Below are 18,728 nucleotides of genomic sequence, written 5' to 3'. Positions count from 1 at the left end.
GGTTGACAAGTACTCACGGGCGGCGAAGCCGCACTACTCGGGAGCCTGGTCGTCGGGCTCGACCTGTTCAGCCTGCTTCCGCTCGGACGCGTTGCCCGCGATTCCCTTCGCCTCGCGCTCGGCCACCAGCCGGTCTTCCATGTCGTCGACGAGGTCTGCGATCCGCTGGTGCTCGGGGAGGTGCTGATCGTGTCGATCCGAATTCGCCTTCATCACGCTCCTTCCGCTGTGTGCGACGTGCCGCAAATCCTGCGACTTCCGGACGCACAATTCGAACTGTACGCCGCGGGCCCGGTCGAAGCGGGCATTCGCGGCGGCACGAACTGGACGCCCGTCTTTCACGCTTTTCTCACCGTCGATGAAAGCTGTTGCCGAACACCGTCTTACGAGCGCTCGGTACTCCAATGTCGCACTGCGCAGCCCCATTTCGTCTTCGACGCGGGCCCTCCACCGCTGCCGACAGGCGATGAATTCGATGCACAATCGACACCGTCTTGCGAGTACCCACAGCCGGCACCTCGTACTCTGGACCGGGTACCACCCGAAGGAGGACCGATATGCCAGCAGTCACCACACCTCACGTCTATGTTCATCGTGCCGGCGATCGGCTGAAAACCAAGATTTCCTGGTTGGATTCGAAACATTCGTTCTCCTTCGGCCAGCACTACGACCCCGACAACACCCACCACGGGCTGCTCCTCGTGAACAACGACGACACCGTGCTCCCCGGTCAGGGATTCGACACGCATCCGCACAAGGACATGGAGATCGTCACGTGGGTGCTGCGCGGCTCGCTCGTGCATCAGGATTCGATCGGCCACTCCGGCATCATCTATCCCGGCCTTGCGCAACGCATGAGCGCAGGCAAGGGCATCATGCATTCAGAAAAGAACGACAGCTGGCGCCTCGAGGGTGAGCAGCACCATGAGCCGGTGCATTTCGTCCAGATGTGGGTGGTACCCGACGAAGCCGGCCTCACTCCGAGCTACGAACAACTCGAGATCGAGGACGAGATCCTCAAGGGCGGGCTGGTGCCCGTTGCGTCCGGAATGCCGGAATACAAGGACAATTCGGCGATCCGGATCAACAACAGGCACGCGGCCCTGCATGTCGCGCGACTCTTCCCCGGCGCACCGGTGACCCTTCCCGAAGCGCCGTTCCTCCACGTCTTCGTCGCCCGGGGCACCGCGGAGATGGCGGGCGTCGGCACCCTGTACGAGGGGGACGCCGTCCGGCTGAGCGCCTCCGGTGGCCAGCAGGTCACCTCGCACACCGGCGCCGAGGTCCTCGTCTGGGAGATGCACGCCCGCCTCGGCGGCTGATTCCCAGCAAGTTCACAGCCGGACGGCACGCTGCGTGCAGGTTCGTGCGCCACGATCGGGTCACAGCCCGATCATGGAGAGGTACACATTGTGAACAAGGACGTCGAGAAGAGCCGTCTGCGCATCAGCCGCCGACGCGCACTGGCGGTCGGTGGAACGGTGAGTCTGGGTGGGCTCATCGCCGCCTGCACCGGGAACGGGAGCGGCAGCACGTCGGCGTCGGCCACGTCGACCGCAGCCGCATCCAGCGCCACGACGAGCGCCGACACGGTGACCGCCCTGCTCGACCAGGCACCGCAGTGCGTCCTGGCCGTCGAGGAGACGCAGGGACCGTACTGGTTCGACGTCGACTCCATCCGCAGCGACATCCGCGAAGACCGGCCGGGCACGAAGCTGCAGCTCGCACTGCGGGTGCAGGACCTGACGAACTGCTCCGCGGACGGGTCCGCCGCGGTGGTCAGCAATGCGATCGTGGAGATCTGGCACTGCGACGCGGGCGGTGTGTACTCCGGCTTCGAGTCGGGTTCCAAGGCCGCCGACCTCAGCGGCAACGACGCCCCCGCAGGCGCGCCGCCGGCAGGCGGACCCGGTGGCGGCCAGCCCCCGGCCGGTGGTCCCGGTGGCGCAGGTGGGCCCGGACCGGGTGGTCCCGGCGGCGACATGTCCGGCGGTTCGGGTGAGACGTCCGACGGGTCCTACAGCGTCGGCGACAGCGAGGCCACGACCACGGACGACGGCACCTACCTGCGCGGCGCCCAGACCACGGACGCGAACGGCATCGCCCAGTTCACCACCGTCTTCCCCGGCTGGTACATCAGCCGGACCACCCACATCCATCTCAAGGTGCACATCGACAAGAAGACGGTGCTCACCACCCAGCTGTTCTTCGACGAGGCCCTGCTCGACGAGGTGTACGCGACCGCGCCGTACTCCGATCACACCGGACGGGAGAACAACGTGAACAACTCCACCGACAGCATCTACAACGACGCCGGCCGGCTGACCGTCGCCACGCAGTCGGACGGCTACCTCGCGGCGATCAACCTCGGCATCGACGTCTGATCGATCCCGATAGTTGGTTTCGCCCTGAGCGCAGTGGTGGACCTCCCGGCGCGGAACGGTGTAAGGATGGAACGCATGACCACGGCTCAGCGCTCCGGCATCGACCTCACTCACCTCGACAACGACACCCGCGCCCAGGACGACCTCTTCGTCCACGTGAACGGCAAGTGGATCGACGACTACGAGATTCCCGCGGACCGGGCGATCGACGGCGCGTTCCGAACGCTGTACGACAAGGCCGAGGTCGACGTCCAGACCATCATCGAGGAGGCGGCGGACTCCGGCGCGGCACCGGGGACCGACGCGCAGCGTATCGGCGACCTGTACGGCAGCTTCATGGACGCGGACGTGGTCGAGGCCGCGGGGCTCGCACCGATCGCCGGTGAGCTCGCCGACGTGGCCTCGGCCACCGACCTCTCCGCGCTCGCCGCCGTCATCGGCCGCCAGCAGCGCACCGGGGTCGGCGGTGCCGTCGGTCACTACGTCGACACGGACGCGAAGAACTCCGAGCGCTACCTCGTCCACTTCAGCCAGTCGGGCATCGGCCTGCCCGACGAGTCGTACTACCGCCAGGACGACCACGCGGAGATCCGCGCGGCGTACGTGCAGCACATCGCGAAGATGTTCGCCCTCGCCGGCGTCGACTACGACGCGCAGCGCGTGTTCGACCTGGAAACCAAGATCGCGGCAGGTCATTGGGACGTCGTGAAGCGGCGCGACGCCGAGCTGAGCTACAACCTGCTCACCCTCGACCAGCTTCCCTCCGGGTTGGACTGGTCGTCGTGGATCGGCGCACTCGGTGGCACGTCCGAGCAGTTCGCCGAGATCGTGGTCCGCCAGCCCGACTTCCTCACCACCCTGACCGGGCTGTGGACGTCCGAGGACATCGACGACTGGAAGGCGTGGGCGACGTGGAACGTCATCCGCTCCCGCGCCCCGTACCTCACGCAGGCCCTGGTCGACGAGAACTTCGCGTTCTACGGGAAGACGCTGACCGGCGCCGAGGAGATCCGTGAGCGCTGGAAGCGCGGCGTGTCCCTGGTGCAGGATCTGCTGGGCGAGGCCGTCGGCAAGCTCTACGTCGAACGCCACTTCCCGGCCGACGCGAAGGCCCGCATGCAGGAACTCGTCGCCAACCTGCAGGAGGCGTACCGGCGCAACATCTCCGACCTGGACTGGATGAGCCCCGAGACACGGCAGGCGGCGCTCCGCAAGCTGGAGAAGTTCACGCCCAAGATCGGCTACCCCGACAAGTGGCGGGACTACTCGGCCGTCACCATCTCACGCGACGACCTGGTCGGCAACTACCGCAGCGGCTACGCGGCGGAATACGACCGCGACCTCGCGAAGCTCGGTGGCCCCGTCGACCGCGACGAGTGGTTCATGACACCGCAGACGGTCAACGCCTATTACAACCCGGGCATGAACGAAATCGTCTTTCCCGCAGCCATTCTGCAGCCGCCGTTCTTCGACGCCGCAGCCGACGACGCCGCCAACTACGGCGGAATCGGTGCCGTCATCGGTCACGAGATCGGCCACGGCTTCGACGATCAGGGCGCCAAGTACGACGGCGACGGCAACATGGTCGACTGGTGGACCGACGACGACCGGACCGAGTTCGGCAAGCGCACGAAGGCGCTGATCGAGCAGTACAACGAGTTCGAGCCGAAGGCGCTGCCCGGCCACAGCGTGAACGGCGAGTTCACCATCGGTGAGAACATCGGCGACCTCGGTGGCCTGTCCATCGCCATCGCGGCGTACCGGATCGCCACGGACGGGTCCGAGCCCGAGGTTCTCGACGGCCTCACCGGTCTCCAGCGGGTGTTCTTCGGCTGGGCGCAGGTGTGGCGCACCAAGGCCCGGGACGCCGAGGCGCTCCGCCGGCTCGCCGTCGACCCGCACTCGCCGCCGGAGTTCCGCTGCAACGGCGTGATCCGCAACCTCGACACGTTCCACGACGCGTTCGACGTCCAGCCGGGTGACGCCCTGTATCTGGATCCGGAGGAGCGCGTCAAGATCTGGTAGTCGCTACCGCAGACGGTCACCCGTCGCCGCGGAGAAGAAGTACGCCTCGCCGGGTTTCGGCTGCAAGTGCACCCTCTCCCCCGCGGCGACGGTGCGGGTGCGGTCCACCCGCACCACCACCTTCCCGGACGTCCCGGACGCGTACACGAAGGACTCCGCCCCCAGTTCCTCGAGCAGGTCGGTCTCGACCGTGTACGAGTCCTTGCGCCACGACCCCACCAGCACCCACGACTCCGGGCGCACCCCGACGATCACGGAGCCGTCCCCGATAGCCGAGTGCGGCACGGGAATACGCAGGTCGCCCAGTTCGGCGACGCCGTCGCGGATCGGGGTGTCCATGAGGTTCATCCCGGGCGAGCCGATGAAACCGGCGACGAACGTGTTGACCGGGTCGTCGTAGAGATCGCGGGGCCGGGCTACCTGCTGGAGGCGCCCGCCCTGCATGACCGCCACCCGGTCGCCCATCGTCATGGCCTCCACCTGGTCGTGGGTGACGTACACGGTGGTCGTGCCGAGCCGGCGCTGCAGGCCCGCGATCTGCGAGCGGGTGCTCACCCGCAGCTTCGCGTCGAGGTTGCTCAGCGGTTCGTCCATGCAGAACACCTTCGGGTGCCGCACGATCGCCCGGCCCATCGCGACCCGTTGACGTTGCCCGCCGGACAGTTTCGCCGGTTTGCGATCCAGCAGCGGTTCGAGTTCGAGCATCCGCGCCGCTTCCAGCACCCGCTCGGTGCGTTCCGCCTTCCCGACGCCGGCGTTGCGGAGCGCGAAACCCATGTTGTCGGCGACGGTCATGTTCGGGTACAGCGCGTAACTCTGGAACACCATGGCCACGTCCCGCGCCCGGGGTGGCAGCGCGGTGACGTCGGTGCCGCCGATCTCGATGCGGCCCGCCTCGACGGCTTCGAGGCCGGCCAGCATCCGCAGGCTGGTCGACTTACCGCACCCGGACGGACCCACCAGGACGAGGAACTCGCCGTCCGCGATGTCGAGGTCCAGCCGATCGACCGCGGGTCGATCGGCTCCGGAATAACGGTGGGTGACACCTGCGAACTGCACGTGGGCCATGGATGTTCCTTCTCCTCCTACTGGGGCAGCTTGGGCGTGATCTGGCGGTCGATGATCTGCTGGAGTTGCGTCCCGACGCCCGCGAACGTCGTTGCCACGTCCGCGTTCTGCAGCGCGATCTGTTCGAGTCCGGTGCCGATGACCTGGTCGCCGCCGGGCACGAACACTCGGGCGTAGTCCTGTGACCGGGTCTTCGCGAGCTGGTCGACGGCGGTGCGCGCGTTGGGGTTCGCGTCGAGGTACGCCTTCATACTCGGATCCTCGACAGCGGATTTGCGGACGGGCATGTACCCGACGTTCTGGGAGAAGTACGCGGTGTTCTCGCCGTTCGTCACGAAGTCGATGAACGTCAGCGCGTTCTTCTTCCGCTCGTCGGAGATCCGCGCCGGTATCGCGAGCCCCGCGCCGCCGGTCGGGCAGCCCGGCGCGCCCGACGCGGGGAGGAACGCGGTGCCGAAGTCGAACGCGGCCGACTTGGTGATCCCTGACAGGTCACCGGTCGAGGCGATGGTCGACGCGAGGATGCCCGCACCGAACTCGTTGGCGATGTCGCTCGACACGGCCGCGTACTTCTTCGTGTGGATCATGTCCTTCAGGAACGCCCCCGCGGCGAGCGTCTTCTCGTCGCCGAACTTCAGGGCCCACTGGTCCGAGTACGCCCCGCCGAACGTCCAGACCGGTCCCTCGAACGTCCAGCCCAGGTAGTTCTTGGCATCGCCCCAGCCGTGGGCCAGCTTGCCGCCGCCCATCACCCGCTGCAGTTCGGGACCCCACTCGTCGAACTCCTGCCAGGTGGCAGGCCCGCGATCGGGCAGGCCGGCCTGCGCCCACACCTGCTTGTTGTAGTAGAACAGCGGCGTCGACCGCGCGTACGGGAGGGCGTAGTGCTTGCCCTCGAACAGGTAGTCGGCGAGCAGCGAGTCGACGTAGTCGGAGGAGTCGACGCCGACCTCGCCGAACAGTCCGTCGAGCGGTTCGATGCCACCGGTCAGCGCGTAGTTGAACCACCAGACGTCCGACAGGACCACGACGTCGGGCAGTTCGCCGCCCGACAGGGCCGCGTTGAACTTCTGCGACACCTCCTCGTAGTTCTTTCCGCCGTCGACGAGGTTCACGGTGAGGTCGGGGTGTTTCGCCTGGAACCGGTTGATCAGTTCACGTTCGACGTCCTGGGATTTGCCGGGGTGATTGGACCAGAACGTGATGGTGTTCGCGTCGCCCGCCACACCGGACGTCGCCGACGAGCCCGACCCCGACCCGGCGCAGGCCGTCAGCGCGGCACCGGCGGCCACCGCGCCCGCCAGCCCGAGGAATCCTCGACGGTTCATCCGATTCATGTCTCTCCTCGTTCTCCGCTATCCCTTGACCGCACCCGATGTGAGGCCCTTGATCATGTGCCGTTGCAGCACAAGGAAAACCGCGAGAATCGGCAGCATCGTGAGTACCGTTCCCGCCATGACCGGGCCCCAGTTGGTGAGCCCGTCGTTGTTCTGGAGTTGGGTCAGCCCGATCGGCAGCGGCGCGACAGAGGCGTCGTCGGCCATCAGGAACGGCCACAGGTATTCGTTCCACTCGGTGACGACGGTGATGATCGCGAACGCCACCATGGTGGGGCCCGACACCGGCAGGACCACCCGCCACACCAGCCGGAAGTGGCCTGCGCCGTCCATCCGGGCGGCCTCGATGATCTCGGTGGGTATCGACAGGAAGTGGTTGCGCATCAGGAACGTTCCGAACGCGACCCCGGCGAGCGGAACGATGATGCCGTGAAAGCTGTTCCGCCAGCCCCATTCGGCGACGAGTGCGTAGTTGGAGATGACCGTGATCTGGTTGGGCACCATCAACGCGGCGATGATGCCGAGGAACACGAGGTTCTTGCCCGGGAACCGCAGGAATACCAGCCCGTAGGCGCTGAACACGCCGAGCGCGAACTTCACGACGGCCAGCACCCCGGTGATGATCACCGAGTTCCGCAGGAACGTCCAGAACGGCACCGACGTGGTGGCCTCGGAGTAGTTCTCGGGATGAAAGGTGCCGGGCCACCAGGTGACCGGAAGGGTGTAGACGTCCGGACGATCCTTGAAGGACGTCATCACGATCCAGTACAGCGGCAGGGCCACCATGACCAGCACGGCCACCATCGCGGCGTACCCCAGGGCCGTCACGAGCGCCTCCCGGCGTCGATGGTCACGGGCCGCGTCTGCCGTCACCGGCACTTCCGTGGTGCGCTGATCGCGCACGGTGTCCGCGGTCACCGGACCTCACCTCGATCCATGATCCGCACCTGGTAGACGGTGATCCCGAGCAGGACCAGGAACATGATCGTGGCCACGGTGGCGCCGTAGCCGGCACGGAAGTTGCGGAACGACTCGTTGTAGACCTGGTAGACCATCGTGGTGGTCCCGGTGCCGAGTGGACCGCCCCGGGTCATCACGTTGATGATGTCGAATACCTGAAGGGAGCCCAGCATCACCGTGATCGAGAGGAAGTAGGTGGTCGGACGCAACTGCGGGAGGACGACCCGTCGGAACGTCGTCCACCGGCCCGCCCCGTCGATCTCCGCGGCCTCGGTCAACTCGCGCCGCGTACCCTGCAGTGCCGCAAGGTAGATCACGAACGTGTAGCCGAGGTTCTTCCACATGTAGGTGACCGTCACCATGAACAGCGCCCAGTGCGGATCCTGATAGAAGTCGGGGACGGAGTCGACTCCGGCACGATGCAGAAGATCCTGGATCAACCCGAAACGGGGATCGAACACGAACTGGAACGCCACGCCGATCGCGGCACCTGAGATGACGAACGGCGCGAAGATCGCCGAGCGAACAAGGTTGCGGCCGTGCAGGTTACGGTCCAGCAGCACGGCGAGCGCGAGACCGGCGACCATCGATCCGAACACGGTCGCGACAGTGAACACGACGGTGTTCCCGACGATCTGCCAGGTGTCGGGCCGGCTCCACCATTCGCGGTAGTTGTCCCAGCCGACGAACGTGGCGACGGGGTCGGCGATGTTCCAGTGGAAGAACGACAGCCGGATGTTGTCGACCAGGGGCCGGTAGGTGAACAGAACGAGCAGAACCAGATTGGGACCCACCAGCGCTGCGAACAGCGCGTAGTCCCGCCACGGACGCCCGAGCAATCCCTGCTTTCCCGGCGACGGCAGGGTTCGTTCCGGACTCGATCTCACTGCGGCAGTCTGACGACCGTGTACGAATAGCCGGTAAATTGCCGTAGCCCGCACATTGAACTGTGCGGGCTACGGGGAGAACGTGGTCAGATCAGGGTCAGCGGTTCCAGTCGCCGAGACCGTCGGAGCCGTTCAGCACGCCGCCTGCGGTGTTCTGCACGACCACGGCATCGCCCTTCTTCGAGTTCTCGTAGAACCACTTGGCGTCCTCGGTGCTCACGTTGAGGCAGCCGTGGCTGACGTTGGTGTTGCCCTGGGCGTCCACCGACCACGGTGCGGCGTGGACGAAGATGCCGCTGTACGACATGCGGGTGGCGTACTCGACGTACGTGCGGTACCCCTCGGCCGAGTCGACCGGGACACCGTACGTGGACGAGTCCATGTACATGTCACGGAACTTGTCGCCGATGATGTACGTGCCGTTCGGCGTCTCGTGATCGGTCTTACCCATCGAGGTCGGCATGGTCTTGACCACTTCGCCGTTCCGGGTGACGGTGATCTGCTTGGTGTTGTCGTCCGCGGTCGCCACCAGCGCGTCACCGATGGTGAACGTGGAGTGCGAATCGCCGGCGTCCACGGTGACCTCGGTGTTCGCGGGCCAGAACTCGGTGGGCTTCCACCGCACCTGGCTGTCGTTGATCCAGTAGAAACCGCCCTCGACCGGCTGGCTGGTGGTGACCTTGATGGCACGCTCGGCGGCTGCGCGGTCGCCGATCGCCTCGTTGAAGCGGATGATCACCGGTTGCGCGACACCCACGACCTCGCCCGCACCCGGGTTGAGGGACGGGGCCGAGAAGTTCGCGGGCGCGGGTGCCGGTTCGGGAAGCGGCAGCTGCGGCGCGCCGGGCAGACCGGGCAGGGTGGGAAGACTCGGAATCTCCGGTCCACCGGGAAAGAGCGGTGCGGCCTGTGCGGCCCCGACCAGCGCAGTTCCGGACACGACGGCCCCGGTCAGTGCGACAGCGACGCGCGAAGACCAGTGCTTGTTCCTGGAAAAACCGATTCCTGACTTGCCCATATGACCACTCTCGTTCGACGACGTGTGCAACGCGCGTCCCCGACGGACCTACCAATCGCGCACTGCCATTAACACACATCATCCGGCCGCGAGCAATTTGCCCGCAATCGTTGCCGCTCCGCGGCCTGCGGGCAGGTTGTGTCACCGAGTGGTCAAGAAGCACTCACGATCAGGTATCGGCGCGGGCGGCGGCGAGCATGCTCTCGATGGTGATCAGCTTGGTGCGCGTCCGCCCGGCAGCCTTGCCCCCGGCACGTTCGGTCTTGTCGATGCGCTGCCAGCCCTGGTAGTCGACGGCGTCGGGCGCACGCTCGGCGATCAGGCGGTCGAGAGCCTCACGTTCGGTGGGCGCGCCGAGCCGCCCGGCGGAGAAATCGTCGATCAGCATCTTGACCGTCTCCGCGGAGCAGTACTTGTTGGTGCCGATCACACCCGTCGGCCCGCGCTTGATCCAGCCCGCCACGTACACGCCGGGCACGGGCGTGCCGGTCTCCGGATCGATCACCCGGCCGTTCTCGTTGGGGATGACGCCGCGCCGGTCGTCGAACGGGAGATCGGCCACGGGTTGACCGCGGTAACCGATCGAGCGCAGCACCAGGCCCGTGTCCAGCGTCGAGGTGACGTCGGACGGTTTGGCGCTGAGCCGCCCGGACGCGTCCGCGACCATCTCGTTCTTCGCGATGCGCACCGATTCGACGGCGTCGGTGCCGAGAATCTCCACGGGCGACGTCAGGAACCGCAATACGATCCGCTTCTTCGCCGGATCGGCGGTGCGCCGGGCGAACTCCTCGACCTGCCGCACCTTGTGGCGATGCGACGGCTCGGCCTCGTCGCCGTCGACGAACGCGCGGCTTGCCGGGTCGAGCACCGCTTCGTCCGGGTCGACCACGATGTCCACGTTCGGCATCAGCCCGAGCGCGAGGAGTTCGGGGTTGGTGTAGGCGGCCTGAGCGGGGCCGCGGCGGCCGAGAATGACGACCTCGCGGATGTTGCTCGCCCGCAGAGCGTCGAGGGCATGGTCCGCGAGGTCCGTCTTGGCCAGGATCTCCGGATCGGTGACGAGGATGCGGGCCACGTCGAGTGCCACGTTGCCGTTGCCGACGATGACGGCCCGCTCCCCCGACAGGTCGAACGTGTGGTCGGCGTAGTCGGGGTGACCGTTGTACCAGGCCACGAACTCGGTGGCGGCGTGGCTGCCGACGAGATCCTCGCCGGGAATGCCCAGCGTGCGGTCGCCTGCCGCGCCGACCGCGTAGATGACGGCGTGGTGGTGTGCGAGCAGTTCCTCGTGGCTCACGTCCCGGCCCACTTCCACGTTGAAGTGGCAGTGCACCGTGCGCTTGCCGACGACCGAACGGAACTGGTCCGTGACGCCCTTGGTGCCCGGATGGTCCGGCGCGACCCCGGCGCGCACCAGCCCGTACGGGGTAGGAAGCCGGTCGAAGATGTCGACCTCGACGCGCGGTTTCGCGGTCAGTTCCATCGCGGCGTAGCAGGCGGCCGGACCCGACCCGACGATCGCGACGTGGAGCGTGCCGAGGGCTGCGTCGATCTGCGGCAACGCGAGCGGCTCGGGCCAGTCGGGGCCGATGGGGTGCTTGGTGTAGTACTGCGCGTTGATATCGAGGTACGGCTCGTCGACCTCCTCGAGATCGTTCTCCGCGTAGATGGCCTCCACCGGGCACTCCTCGACGCAGGCCCCGCAGTCGATGCAGGTGTCCGGGTCGATGTACAGCATTTCCGTGGTAGCGAACGGCTTCTCGTCCGGTGTGGGATGGATGCAGTTGACCGGACAGACATCGACGCACGAGGCGTCGTTGCAGCACGGCTGCGTGATCACATAAGTCACGGTTCTCCCCTACCTGAGTACGCGCAGTCCGACGTCGGGATGTGACACCAGACTATAACGTGTTCCAATTTTGCGCGAGAACCGTGCGCTGTGTCAGACCGCGTCGCCCGGCTCCACACGAAATCCGACCTTGACCGTGACCTGGTAGTGCGCGATCGCGCCGTTCTCGACGTGGCCCCGGGTCTCGACGACCTCGAACCACTCGACGTTGCGCACGGTCTCGTTGGTCCGCGCGATGGCATTCTCGATGGCCGCGTCGGTGCTGTCGCTCGACGAACCGACGACCTCGACAACTCGGTACACGTGATCACTCATCAGGATTCCTTTCGTGGTTACTTGCCGTTCCGGACGATCGCCTGCGCCTCGACACCGAGCCGGGCCAGACGAAGATCACCGAGAGCCGTGAGGGAACTGCCGAGCCGGTTGGTGACGAAGCCCAGGGACAGTCCGCTGTCGAGGTCCGCGTAGGCGCCGGACCCGCCGACGCCGTAGTGCCCGATCGCGTTCCGTGGTTGTTCCCGGGACGCGAGGATCGGCCGGTGGTAGCCGAGGGACCACTGCGGCCGGATACCGAGGACGTAGTCGCGGTCGTGGGTCTGCACCTGCGACATCTGCGCGATGGTGGACTTGCGCAGGAACCGGTGTCCGTCCAGCCTGCCCCCGTTGGCGATGGCGCCGTACATGCGCGCGAGCGCCCGCGCGCTGAACACCCCGTTCCAGCCGGGCATCACCGCGTCGTGCACCGCGGGGTTCCGGACCAGCACGTCGAATCCCTGGGGCATCGCCGCCTCGGCGAGTCCGCGGGTGGGGCCGACGAGCGAGAGCACGTTCGACGTGAGCTCCCAGTTGAGTCCGGCCGGGTTGATGTGCGGAAACAGCTTCGCGATCCGCGGACGGTGCTGTCCGGGAACCTGATACCAGAAGTCGTCGACGCCGAGCGGGCCCGCGATTTCGTCCTGCACGACCTGGACGAACGGCTTTCCGGTGACGCGCGCGATCAGTTCTGCCACCAGCCACCCGTAGGTGACGGCGTGATACCCGGGGCCGCGCAGCCTGCGCGGATCCGCCGGGGTGGCCGCGAGGGCCCGGACGACGGCGCCGTAGTCGAGGAGATCGAGCGGGCTCCGCATCAGACCCCGGACCTTGTGCAGTCCGGCCCGGTGGGTGAGGAGTTCGCGGACCGTGATGTCGTCCTTGCCTGCCGCGCCGAACTCGGGCCAGTAGCGCGCGACGGGCGCGTCGTAGTCGATCAGCCGGCGCTCGGCGAGCCGGTGGACGACCGTGCTGGCCACGCCCTTTCCCGTCGAGAACGACAGGGCGACGGTGTCGCGGTCCCACCGGCGGTCGCGGTCGGCCCAGCCCGCCCAGATGTCGAGGACTTTCTCACCCCGGAAATACGCGGTGAGCGCCCCGCCGCCGTGCTGAGGTTGCCGGTACATCGCGAAGAACCGGTCGGCGAGCGGCAGGAACCGCGGGTCGACGTGCAGCTCTGTCCGTGGCACGGACGCGGGCCGGGGAACTCGAACGCTGGTCGTCATCGACCACCTCCGATCTCGCTGCCATATCTCCTACGGCAGTTGCGTCAGCCCATTGTGACTACCGTCACCATACGACGCGGACCGGGGTGCCGTTCAGGGAAGGCGCCACACTGTTGTGCCGTCGCTCAGACACGCTTGACCTGCAAGGAAATTGATCGCGAGCGACGGTCCGGCGGCGCACACCACGCCCTTGGCCGGATCCGCGACGAGCGCCTGCCCTCCCGGACCGCTCAGCACCAGGGCGGGACCGACACCGTCGACCGCTCCGATGGCGACGCTCTCGGGCCCGACCGCCACGGCGGCGACGGCGCCGCGACGTGCCTCGGCCGCACCGACACCGCCGCCCAGTCCGGCGCCGAGCGCCGCACCCGCGTGTGCTGCGTCGGCGAAACCGACACCGTCCGTGCCGAACGCCGCCGAATTGCTGCTCGTATCGGCGTTGGCACCGCACGCGGTGCGGTCGACGACCGTGGTGTCACCCCGGCCGGGTGGTGACACACAGGAGAGGGAGACGGCCGACGCGGTGGCCGGCGCGATCATCAGGGTCCCGAGTGCCGTCGCGACGACACCGAGAGCGAGTCCGGCAGTACCGACTGTCGTACGTTCCATGGCGACCTCACATTGTTCCCGACCCGACCGTCCCGAGCCTACGTGAGCGCCGGCTATTTGCGGTCTCGGTCCCGACTCGGTTGTACCCGCTTGGGTTCCCCCGGCATCTTGGGGTAATTGGGGGGGTACGGCAGATCCCCGAGACCGTTGGCGGCGTCCCGTTCGGCCATCTCCAGCAGCACGTCCAGCGATTGCGCCACGTCACCCATGGTCGCCATGGGATCGCCACGCTTCTCGAGCAGCGCGGGCACGGTCGCGATGGTGAAGTCGTCGGGGTCGACGTCGACGAGTTCCTCCCAGGTGACCGGCGTCGACACGGTCGCGATCGGCGTCTTGCGGGCCGAGTAGGCGGACGCGATGGTCTTGTCCCTGGCGTTCTGGTTGAAGTCGAGGAAGATGCGTTCGCCGCGTTCCTCCTTCCACCAGGACGTGGTGGCCCGGTCGCCGCTGCGCCGCTCGATCTCCCGTGCGAGGGCGATGCCCGCGCGCCGCACTTCGATGAAATCCCAGCGCGGTTCGATGCGGAGATACACGTGCAGCCCGCGGCCGCCCGACGTCTTGGGGTATCCGACGAGACCGAGTTCGTCCAGCAGCGGCCGGAGCACGTCCAGCGCGACCGCCCGCGCGTCGTCGAATCCGGTCCCCGGCTGCGGGTCCAGGTCGATGCGCAGTTCGTCCGGGTGATCGACGTCGGGGCACCGGACCGCCCACGGGTGGAACGTGATGTTGCCGAGGTTCGCCGCCCACACGATGTTCGCGGCGCTGCGCACACGGAGCACGTCGGCCTTGCGGCCGGACGGGAACGTGACCTCGCACGATTCCACGTGGTCGGGGCGCTTCGCGGGAACCCGCTTCTGGTAGATCTCCTCGCCCTCGATCCCGTCCGGGAACCGTTGCAGATGCGTCGGCCGATCGAACAGGGCGGTCAGCAGCGCACCGTTCAGTGCCACGGTCCGGTAGTACTCCACCAGGTGCCGTTTCGTGCCGCCCTCGGCGCCGAGTTTCGGGTAGTAGATCTTGTCGGGATTCGACAGCCGAACGGCGACGCCGTCGACGTCGAGTTCTTCGGCAGGACTCGCCATCTAGGAACCTCCGGCCAGGACGTCGGCAAGGTCGTATCGCACCGGGACCTCCAATTGTTGGAACGTGCACTCGTCGGGCGTCCGGTCCGGACGCCAGCGCAGGAACCGCGCGGCGTGCCGGAACCGGGCACCCTCCATCTGGTCGTACGCCACCTCGACGACGCGTTCGGGGCGCAGCGGCACCCAGGTTCGGTCGTTGCCCGACTGCCACCGCGTCGGCGCCCCGTCCGCGACGACGTCGTCGCCGACGCGCAGCTCGTCGAGTTCGGCGAGCAGTTCGATCCGCCGCGCCGCCGTGAACGCCGACGCACCGCCGACCATCGCCATCTGGTCGCCGTCGTACAGTCCGAGCAGCATCGACCCGATCCCCGGCTGACTCTTGTGCGGCCGGTATCCGATGACGACGCAGTCCGCGGTGCGGGCATGCTTCACCTTCACCATTTCCCGCTTGTTCGGCAGGTACGGGCCCACCAGCTTCTTCGCCACCACCCCGTCGAGGCCGGCCCCCTCGAACGCCTCGAACCACTCGATCGCCGTCGCACTGGATTCGGTGGCCGCGGTGACGTGGCAGCTGGGTCCACCGCCGATGGTGTCGACGAGCTGCGCGCGACGGACGGAGAAATCCTCCCGGCTGAGGTCGCGGTCGCCCAGGGCGAGCAGATCGAACGCGACGAACTGGGCCGGAGTCTTCTCCGACAGCATCGTCACCCGGCTCTCGGCCGGATGAATGCGCTCCGACAACGACTCCCAGTCGAGCCGGGTGCGGCCGTCGATGCTGCGCGGGACGACGAGTTCGCCGTCCACCACGCACCGCTCGGGCAGTTCGTCCTTCACCGCCCGGACGAGTTCGGGAAAGTACCTGGCCAGATCCTTACCGCCGCGGGACCCGAGCACCACCTCGTCGCCGTCGCGGAAGACGAGGGTGCGGAAACCGTCCCATTTCGGTTCGTAGGACCAGGCGAGCCCGGACTCCGGTTGCGCCGGAACGGACGACGCAGCCTTCGCGAGCATCGGCTGTAACGGAGGCATCACGGGGAGATCCACCCGTCCATACTGTCACCACGATTGGCAAATCGGACAGCGATGTAATCAAATAATGCGCGACACGGCAATCGCGGTGGACACGATCGAGGTGGCAACGGTCATCTCGGAGGCACGGGTGGCGGACGGTCACCTGACGGAGGGGTCAGACATGACAGGGTTAGTTCGGCGGGTGTGTACCGCAGTCGTCGCATTGTCGGCGACGGCAGTTCTGGTGGCCGGGTGCGGTTCGGACACGACGCCCACCGCGGTGCCGGAGTCGGGTGCCTCTGCGGCCACCTCGTCCAGCGAATCGACCACAGTGATCGACGGGCAGGAAGGCGAGGACGCCGGCGGCGACGTCGACTTCGAGGTCGCGATCGGTGAGTGCGTGAAGCTCGGCGGCACCGTCTCCGACGCCGAGATCGACAAGGCGGTGTGCGGCAGCGCCGATTCGAACTACAAGGTGATCGCCAAGGCCGCGAAGAACAGCCAGTGCATCAGCGACGCCGACTCGTACTACTACGAAACCCTCGGCGGCGTCGAGCAGGGCGCGATCTGCCTCGACGTGGACTGGGTCGTCGGCGGTTGCATGGACGTCGGCGGCGAGGATCCCGCGCGCATCGACTGCGGCGACACCACCGCCGTCGACGGCGTGAAGGTGACGGAGATCGTGCAGGGCGCCACGTCCGTGGACTCGTGCAGCACGTCCTCCAACGGATACGAATACCCCGAGCGCAAGTTCGTCGTCTGCGTCGACGAACTCTGACAGCAGGCGCCGGCCGGCTGCGGGCACTGCCCGCAGCCGGCCTCGCTCACAACCAGCCGCGGCGTTTGAAGATCGTGTACAGCCCGGCGCAGGTGAGCATCATCAGAGACAGGGCGAACGGATACCCACCGACCCAGTGCAGTTCGGGCATGTGGTCGAAGTTCATGCCGTAGACCGTCCCGATCAGGGTGGGCGCGAACAGGATCGCCGCCCACGCCGACACCTTCTTGATCTCCTCGTTCTGCGCATAGCTGGCCTGGGTCAGGTTGCGCATCTCTTCGTTCTGCTCCTGCGACACCAGGGTGGCGTTGACGGTGAGGATGTTCCCGAGCAGCTGACGGAAGCCGTCGGCCCGCTCCACGACGACCGTCGCGTGGTCGGTGACGTCACGCAGATAACGCTGCAGTTCCTCGTCGGTGTTGTACTTCTCGAATCCCGCCGACAACCCGCGCAGCATCCCGAGCAGCGGCCTTGTGGCCCTCTGGAATTCGATGACCTCGCGGGTGAGTTCGTAGATGCGCCGCGACACGCCCGGCGCTCCGCTGAACACCTCGGTCTCGATCTCGTCGATGTCGTTCTGCAGTCCGGCGACCACCGGCGCGTACCCGTCGACCACGGCGTCGAGGATGGCGTAGAGAACTGCCTCGGGTCCGAGCCGGAGCAGGTCCGGGTTGCTCTCCATCCGCCGGCGGACCGCCGACAGGTCGGGGGATTCGCTGTGCCGGACGGTGAGCACGAACGTCGGACCGCAGAAGACGTGCAGCTCACCGAATTCGACGCGCTCGGTCTCGTCGCAGTAGCGCGCGGCGCGCAGGACCACGAACAGCGTCTTGCCGTAACGCTCCAGCTTGGGCCGCTGATGGGCGACGATCGCGTCCTCGACAGCCAGCTCGTGCAGGTCGAATTGCTTTGCTGCCGCGTACAACTGGGCGTCGTTCGGCCGGTACATCCCGATCCACGCCATCGACGACGCGTCCGGCAGGCTCGCGAGAGCCTCCGACAGCGTGGCCGGGGTGGCCGTCTTCCGGCCGTCGCGGTAGACGGCGCTGTTGACCACAGTTTCCTCCGCAGGCGTCGGTTCGACGGGCCGGCGGGTCACCGCGTGACCGGCGTCGGCGTCGGACAGACCGGCGGAACGGCTGGGGAGGAGGGAACGGATCGGGCGCAGCTGAGGCATGACACGGGGCTTTCGAGGGAAAGTGGGCAGCGCGGAACGGCGCTGAGGAACACGGACCGTGAAACCGCGCACCTACCGGTGGAACGGTTTCAGTTGGTACTCGGAGGTTGGCTTCTCATCGGATGCCACACCTCCTTTGCTCTCCCGAAAGGGCAGTTCACGACCTCGGAACTGCAGACCGGAGGACACGATACCCCCGGCGACCGGCCGCGACAACCTGGGATCCCCGCCGTGTCGGTCCCGGATCCGGCGCCTGCAGCGGCAGATATTGGGCGGGCAACGAATCACCACCGAGAGGCCCCCATGACCAGCTGGTCGGACAGACCGATCTGCGCGTTCGACCTGGAGACGACGGGACCCGACCCCACCGACGCCCGCATCGTCTCCGCGTGCATCGCCGTCGTCGACGCTCACCACTTCGAGTCGCGAACCTGGCTGCTCGACCCGGAGGTTCCCATCCCGCAGGGCGCCTCGGACGTGCACGGAATCTCCACGGAGTACGCCCGGTCCCACGGACAGGACTACGCCACCGGGTACGGCGAGATCCGCGAGGCTCTGCACGACGCGTGGACCCGCGACCATGCCGTCGTCGCGTTCAACGCCTCCTACGACCTGACCTTCATGCACACCGAGGGCCTGCGCCTCGGGCTGACCGAACTCGTCACCGGCATCGTGGTCGATCCCTACGTCATCGACCGCGAGATGGACCGGTATCGGAAGGGCAGGCGCACTCTCGGCGCGGTGTGCGAGCACTACGGCATCGCGCTGGAGGACGCCCACGAGGCCGAGGCCGACGCGATCGCCGCCGCGCACCTCGCCCGGACGCTCGCGCAGGAGTATCCGAATCTGCGGGCCCTGGACATCATGAGCCATCAGGCCGGCTGGCACGCGGAACGGCAACGCGACTTCGCCGACTACCTCGTCCGGCAGGGCCGTGACGCATCGGACGTCAACGGCGAGTGGCCGATTCGCGGTCTCCCCCGGTTCCGCATCGCCTGACCCGAT

At 67.2% G+C, this 18,728-nt stretch carries 18 protein-coding genes; 5 read left to right on the top strand and 13 right to left on the bottom strand.

Features of this window, described 5'->3' with window-relative positions:
- Positions 1-33 precede the first annotated feature (33 nt).
- The gene (locus CJ177_RS28270; RefSeq protein ID WP_005243850.1) at positions 34-213 is read right to left on the bottom strand and encodes a hypothetical protein; all 180 of its coding nucleotides are present in this window, start codon (positions 211-213) and stop codon (positions 34-36) included.
- Between the two features lie 344 nt (positions 214-557).
- Here CJ177_RS28270 and CJ177_RS28265 point away from each other — a divergent pair, with 344 nt between their 5' ends.
- The 3 genes from CJ177_RS28265 (at position 558) to CJ177_RS28255 (ending at position 4,409) form a co-directional block, all read left to right on the top strand.
- Positions 558-1,322, top strand: a complete 765-nt coding sequence (locus CJ177_RS28265) for a pirin-like bicupin family protein (RefSeq protein ID WP_095869139.1) — start codon at positions 558-560, stop codon at positions 1,320-1,322.
- Positions 1,323-1,412: 90 nt separating this feature from the next.
- The gene (locus tag CJ177_RS28260; RefSeq protein ID WP_095869138.1) at positions 1,413-2,384 is read left to right on the top strand and encodes a protocatechuate dioxygenase; all 972 of its coding nucleotides are present in this window, start codon (positions 1,413-1,415) and stop codon (positions 2,382-2,384) included.
- A gap of 75 nt (positions 2,385-2,459) precedes the next feature.
- Positions 2,460-4,409, top strand: coding sequence for a M13 family metallopeptidase (locus tag CJ177_RS28255; protein ID WP_095869245.1), 1,950 nt, complete (start codon positions 2,460-2,462; stop codon positions 4,407-4,409).
- Between the two features lie 3 nt (positions 4,410-4,412).
- On the opposite strand, the gene CJ177_RS28250 is transcribed toward CJ177_RS28255, so the two are convergent.
- The 11 genes from CJ177_RS28250 to CJ177_RS28200 form a co-directional block, all read right to left on the bottom strand.
- The gene (locus tag CJ177_RS28250) at positions 4,413-5,477 is read right to left on the bottom strand and encodes an ABC transporter ATP-binding protein (protein WP_095869137.1); all 1,065 of its coding nucleotides are present in this window, start codon (positions 5,475-5,477) and stop codon (positions 4,413-4,415) included.
- Positions 5,478-5,494: 17 nt separating this feature from the next.
- Positions 5,495-6,814 carry an ABC transporter substrate-binding protein gene (locus tag CJ177_RS28245; RefSeq protein ID WP_095869136.1) on the bottom strand — a complete coding sequence of 440 codons (1,320 nt, stop codon included), beginning with the start codon at positions 6,812-6,814 and terminating at the stop codon, positions 5,495-5,497.
- Positions 6,815-6,832: 18 nt separating this feature from the next.
- On the bottom strand, positions 6,833-7,732 hold the full coding sequence (locus CJ177_RS28240; protein ID WP_095869135.1) for a carbohydrate ABC transporter permease: 900 nt from the start codon (positions 7,730-7,732) through the stop codon (positions 6,833-6,835).
- A complete protein-coding gene (locus CJ177_RS28235; protein WP_095869134.1) occupies positions 7,729-8,661 on the bottom strand; it encodes a carbohydrate ABC transporter permease in 933 nt (310 codons plus the stop codon). Before CJ177_RS28235 ends, CJ177_RS28240 begins: the two co-directional genes overlap by 4 nt.
- Before the next feature lie 97 nt (positions 8,662-8,758).
- On the bottom strand, positions 8,759-9,679 hold the full coding sequence (locus CJ177_RS28230; RefSeq protein WP_029539573.1) for an Ig-like domain-containing protein: 921 nt from the start codon (positions 9,677-9,679) through the stop codon (positions 8,759-8,761).
- A gap of 169 nt (positions 9,680-9,848) precedes the next feature.
- Positions 9,849-11,528 (bottom strand): FAD-dependent oxidoreductase, encoded by a 1,680-nt coding sequence (locus CJ177_RS28225; RefSeq protein ID WP_025431949.1) that lies wholly within the window; start codon positions 11,526-11,528, stop codon positions 9,849-9,851.
- Between the two features lie 93 nt (positions 11,529-11,621).
- Complete coding sequence (locus CJ177_RS28220; RefSeq protein WP_005253074.1) at positions 11,622-11,843, bottom strand: dodecin; 222 nt, start codon at positions 11,841-11,843, stop codon at positions 11,622-11,624.
- Positions 11,844-11,860: 17 nt separating this feature from the next.
- Positions 11,861-13,066, bottom strand: coding sequence for a serine hydrolase (locus CJ177_RS28215; RefSeq protein ID WP_095869133.1), 1,206 nt, complete (start codon positions 13,064-13,066; stop codon positions 11,861-11,863).
- Between the two features lie 93 nt (positions 13,067-13,159).
- Positions 13,160-13,675 (bottom strand): DUF6764 family protein, encoded by a 516-nt coding sequence (locus CJ177_RS28210; RefSeq protein ID WP_095869132.1) that lies wholly within the window; start codon positions 13,673-13,675, stop codon positions 13,160-13,162.
- 53 nt (positions 13,676-13,728) lie between these two features.
- Positions 13,729-14,757: a DNA polymerase domain-containing protein gene (locus CJ177_RS28205; protein WP_005243885.1), complete on the bottom strand. Its 1,029-nt coding sequence runs from the start codon at positions 14,755-14,757 to the stop codon at positions 13,729-13,731.
- The gene (locus CJ177_RS28200; protein WP_039952193.1) at positions 14,758-15,801 is read right to left on the bottom strand and encodes an ATP-dependent DNA ligase; all 1,044 of its coding nucleotides are present in this window, start codon (positions 15,799-15,801) and stop codon (positions 14,758-14,760) included.
- 52 nt (positions 15,802-15,853) lie between these two features.
- Here CJ177_RS28200 and CJ177_RS28195 point away from each other — a divergent pair, with 52 nt between their 5' ends.
- Positions 15,854-16,546 (top strand): hypothetical protein, encoded by a 693-nt coding sequence (locus tag CJ177_RS28195; protein ID WP_005243889.1) that lies wholly within the window; start codon positions 15,854-15,856, stop codon positions 16,544-16,546.
- A gap of 46 nt (positions 16,547-16,592) precedes the next feature.
- On the opposite strand, the gene CJ177_RS28190 is transcribed toward CJ177_RS28195, so the two are convergent.
- Positions 16,593-17,723, bottom strand: a complete 1,131-nt coding sequence (locus tag CJ177_RS28190) for a magnesium and cobalt transport protein CorA (RefSeq protein ID WP_005253068.1) — start codon at positions 17,721-17,723, stop codon at positions 16,593-16,595.
- Between the two features lie 303 nt (positions 17,724-18,026).
- Between CJ177_RS28190 and CJ177_RS28185 the strand changes: the two genes are divergently transcribed.
- On the top strand, positions 18,027-18,722 hold the full coding sequence (locus CJ177_RS28185; protein ID WP_095869131.1) for a 3'-5' exonuclease: 696 nt from the start codon (positions 18,027-18,029) through the stop codon (positions 18,720-18,722).
- Positions 18,723-18,728 lie beyond the last annotated feature (6 nt).

Origin of the sequence: Rhodococcus sp. ACPA1, from assembly GCF_002300195.1 — a bacterium.
In the GTDB taxonomy this organism is placed as follows: Bacteria; Actinomycetota; Actinomycetes; order Mycobacteriales; family Mycobacteriaceae; genus Rhodococcus_F; species Rhodococcus_F opacus.
The sequence above is the reverse complement of the archived record's forward strand: the minus strand, read 5'-3'. Positions and strand labels throughout refer to the sequence as shown.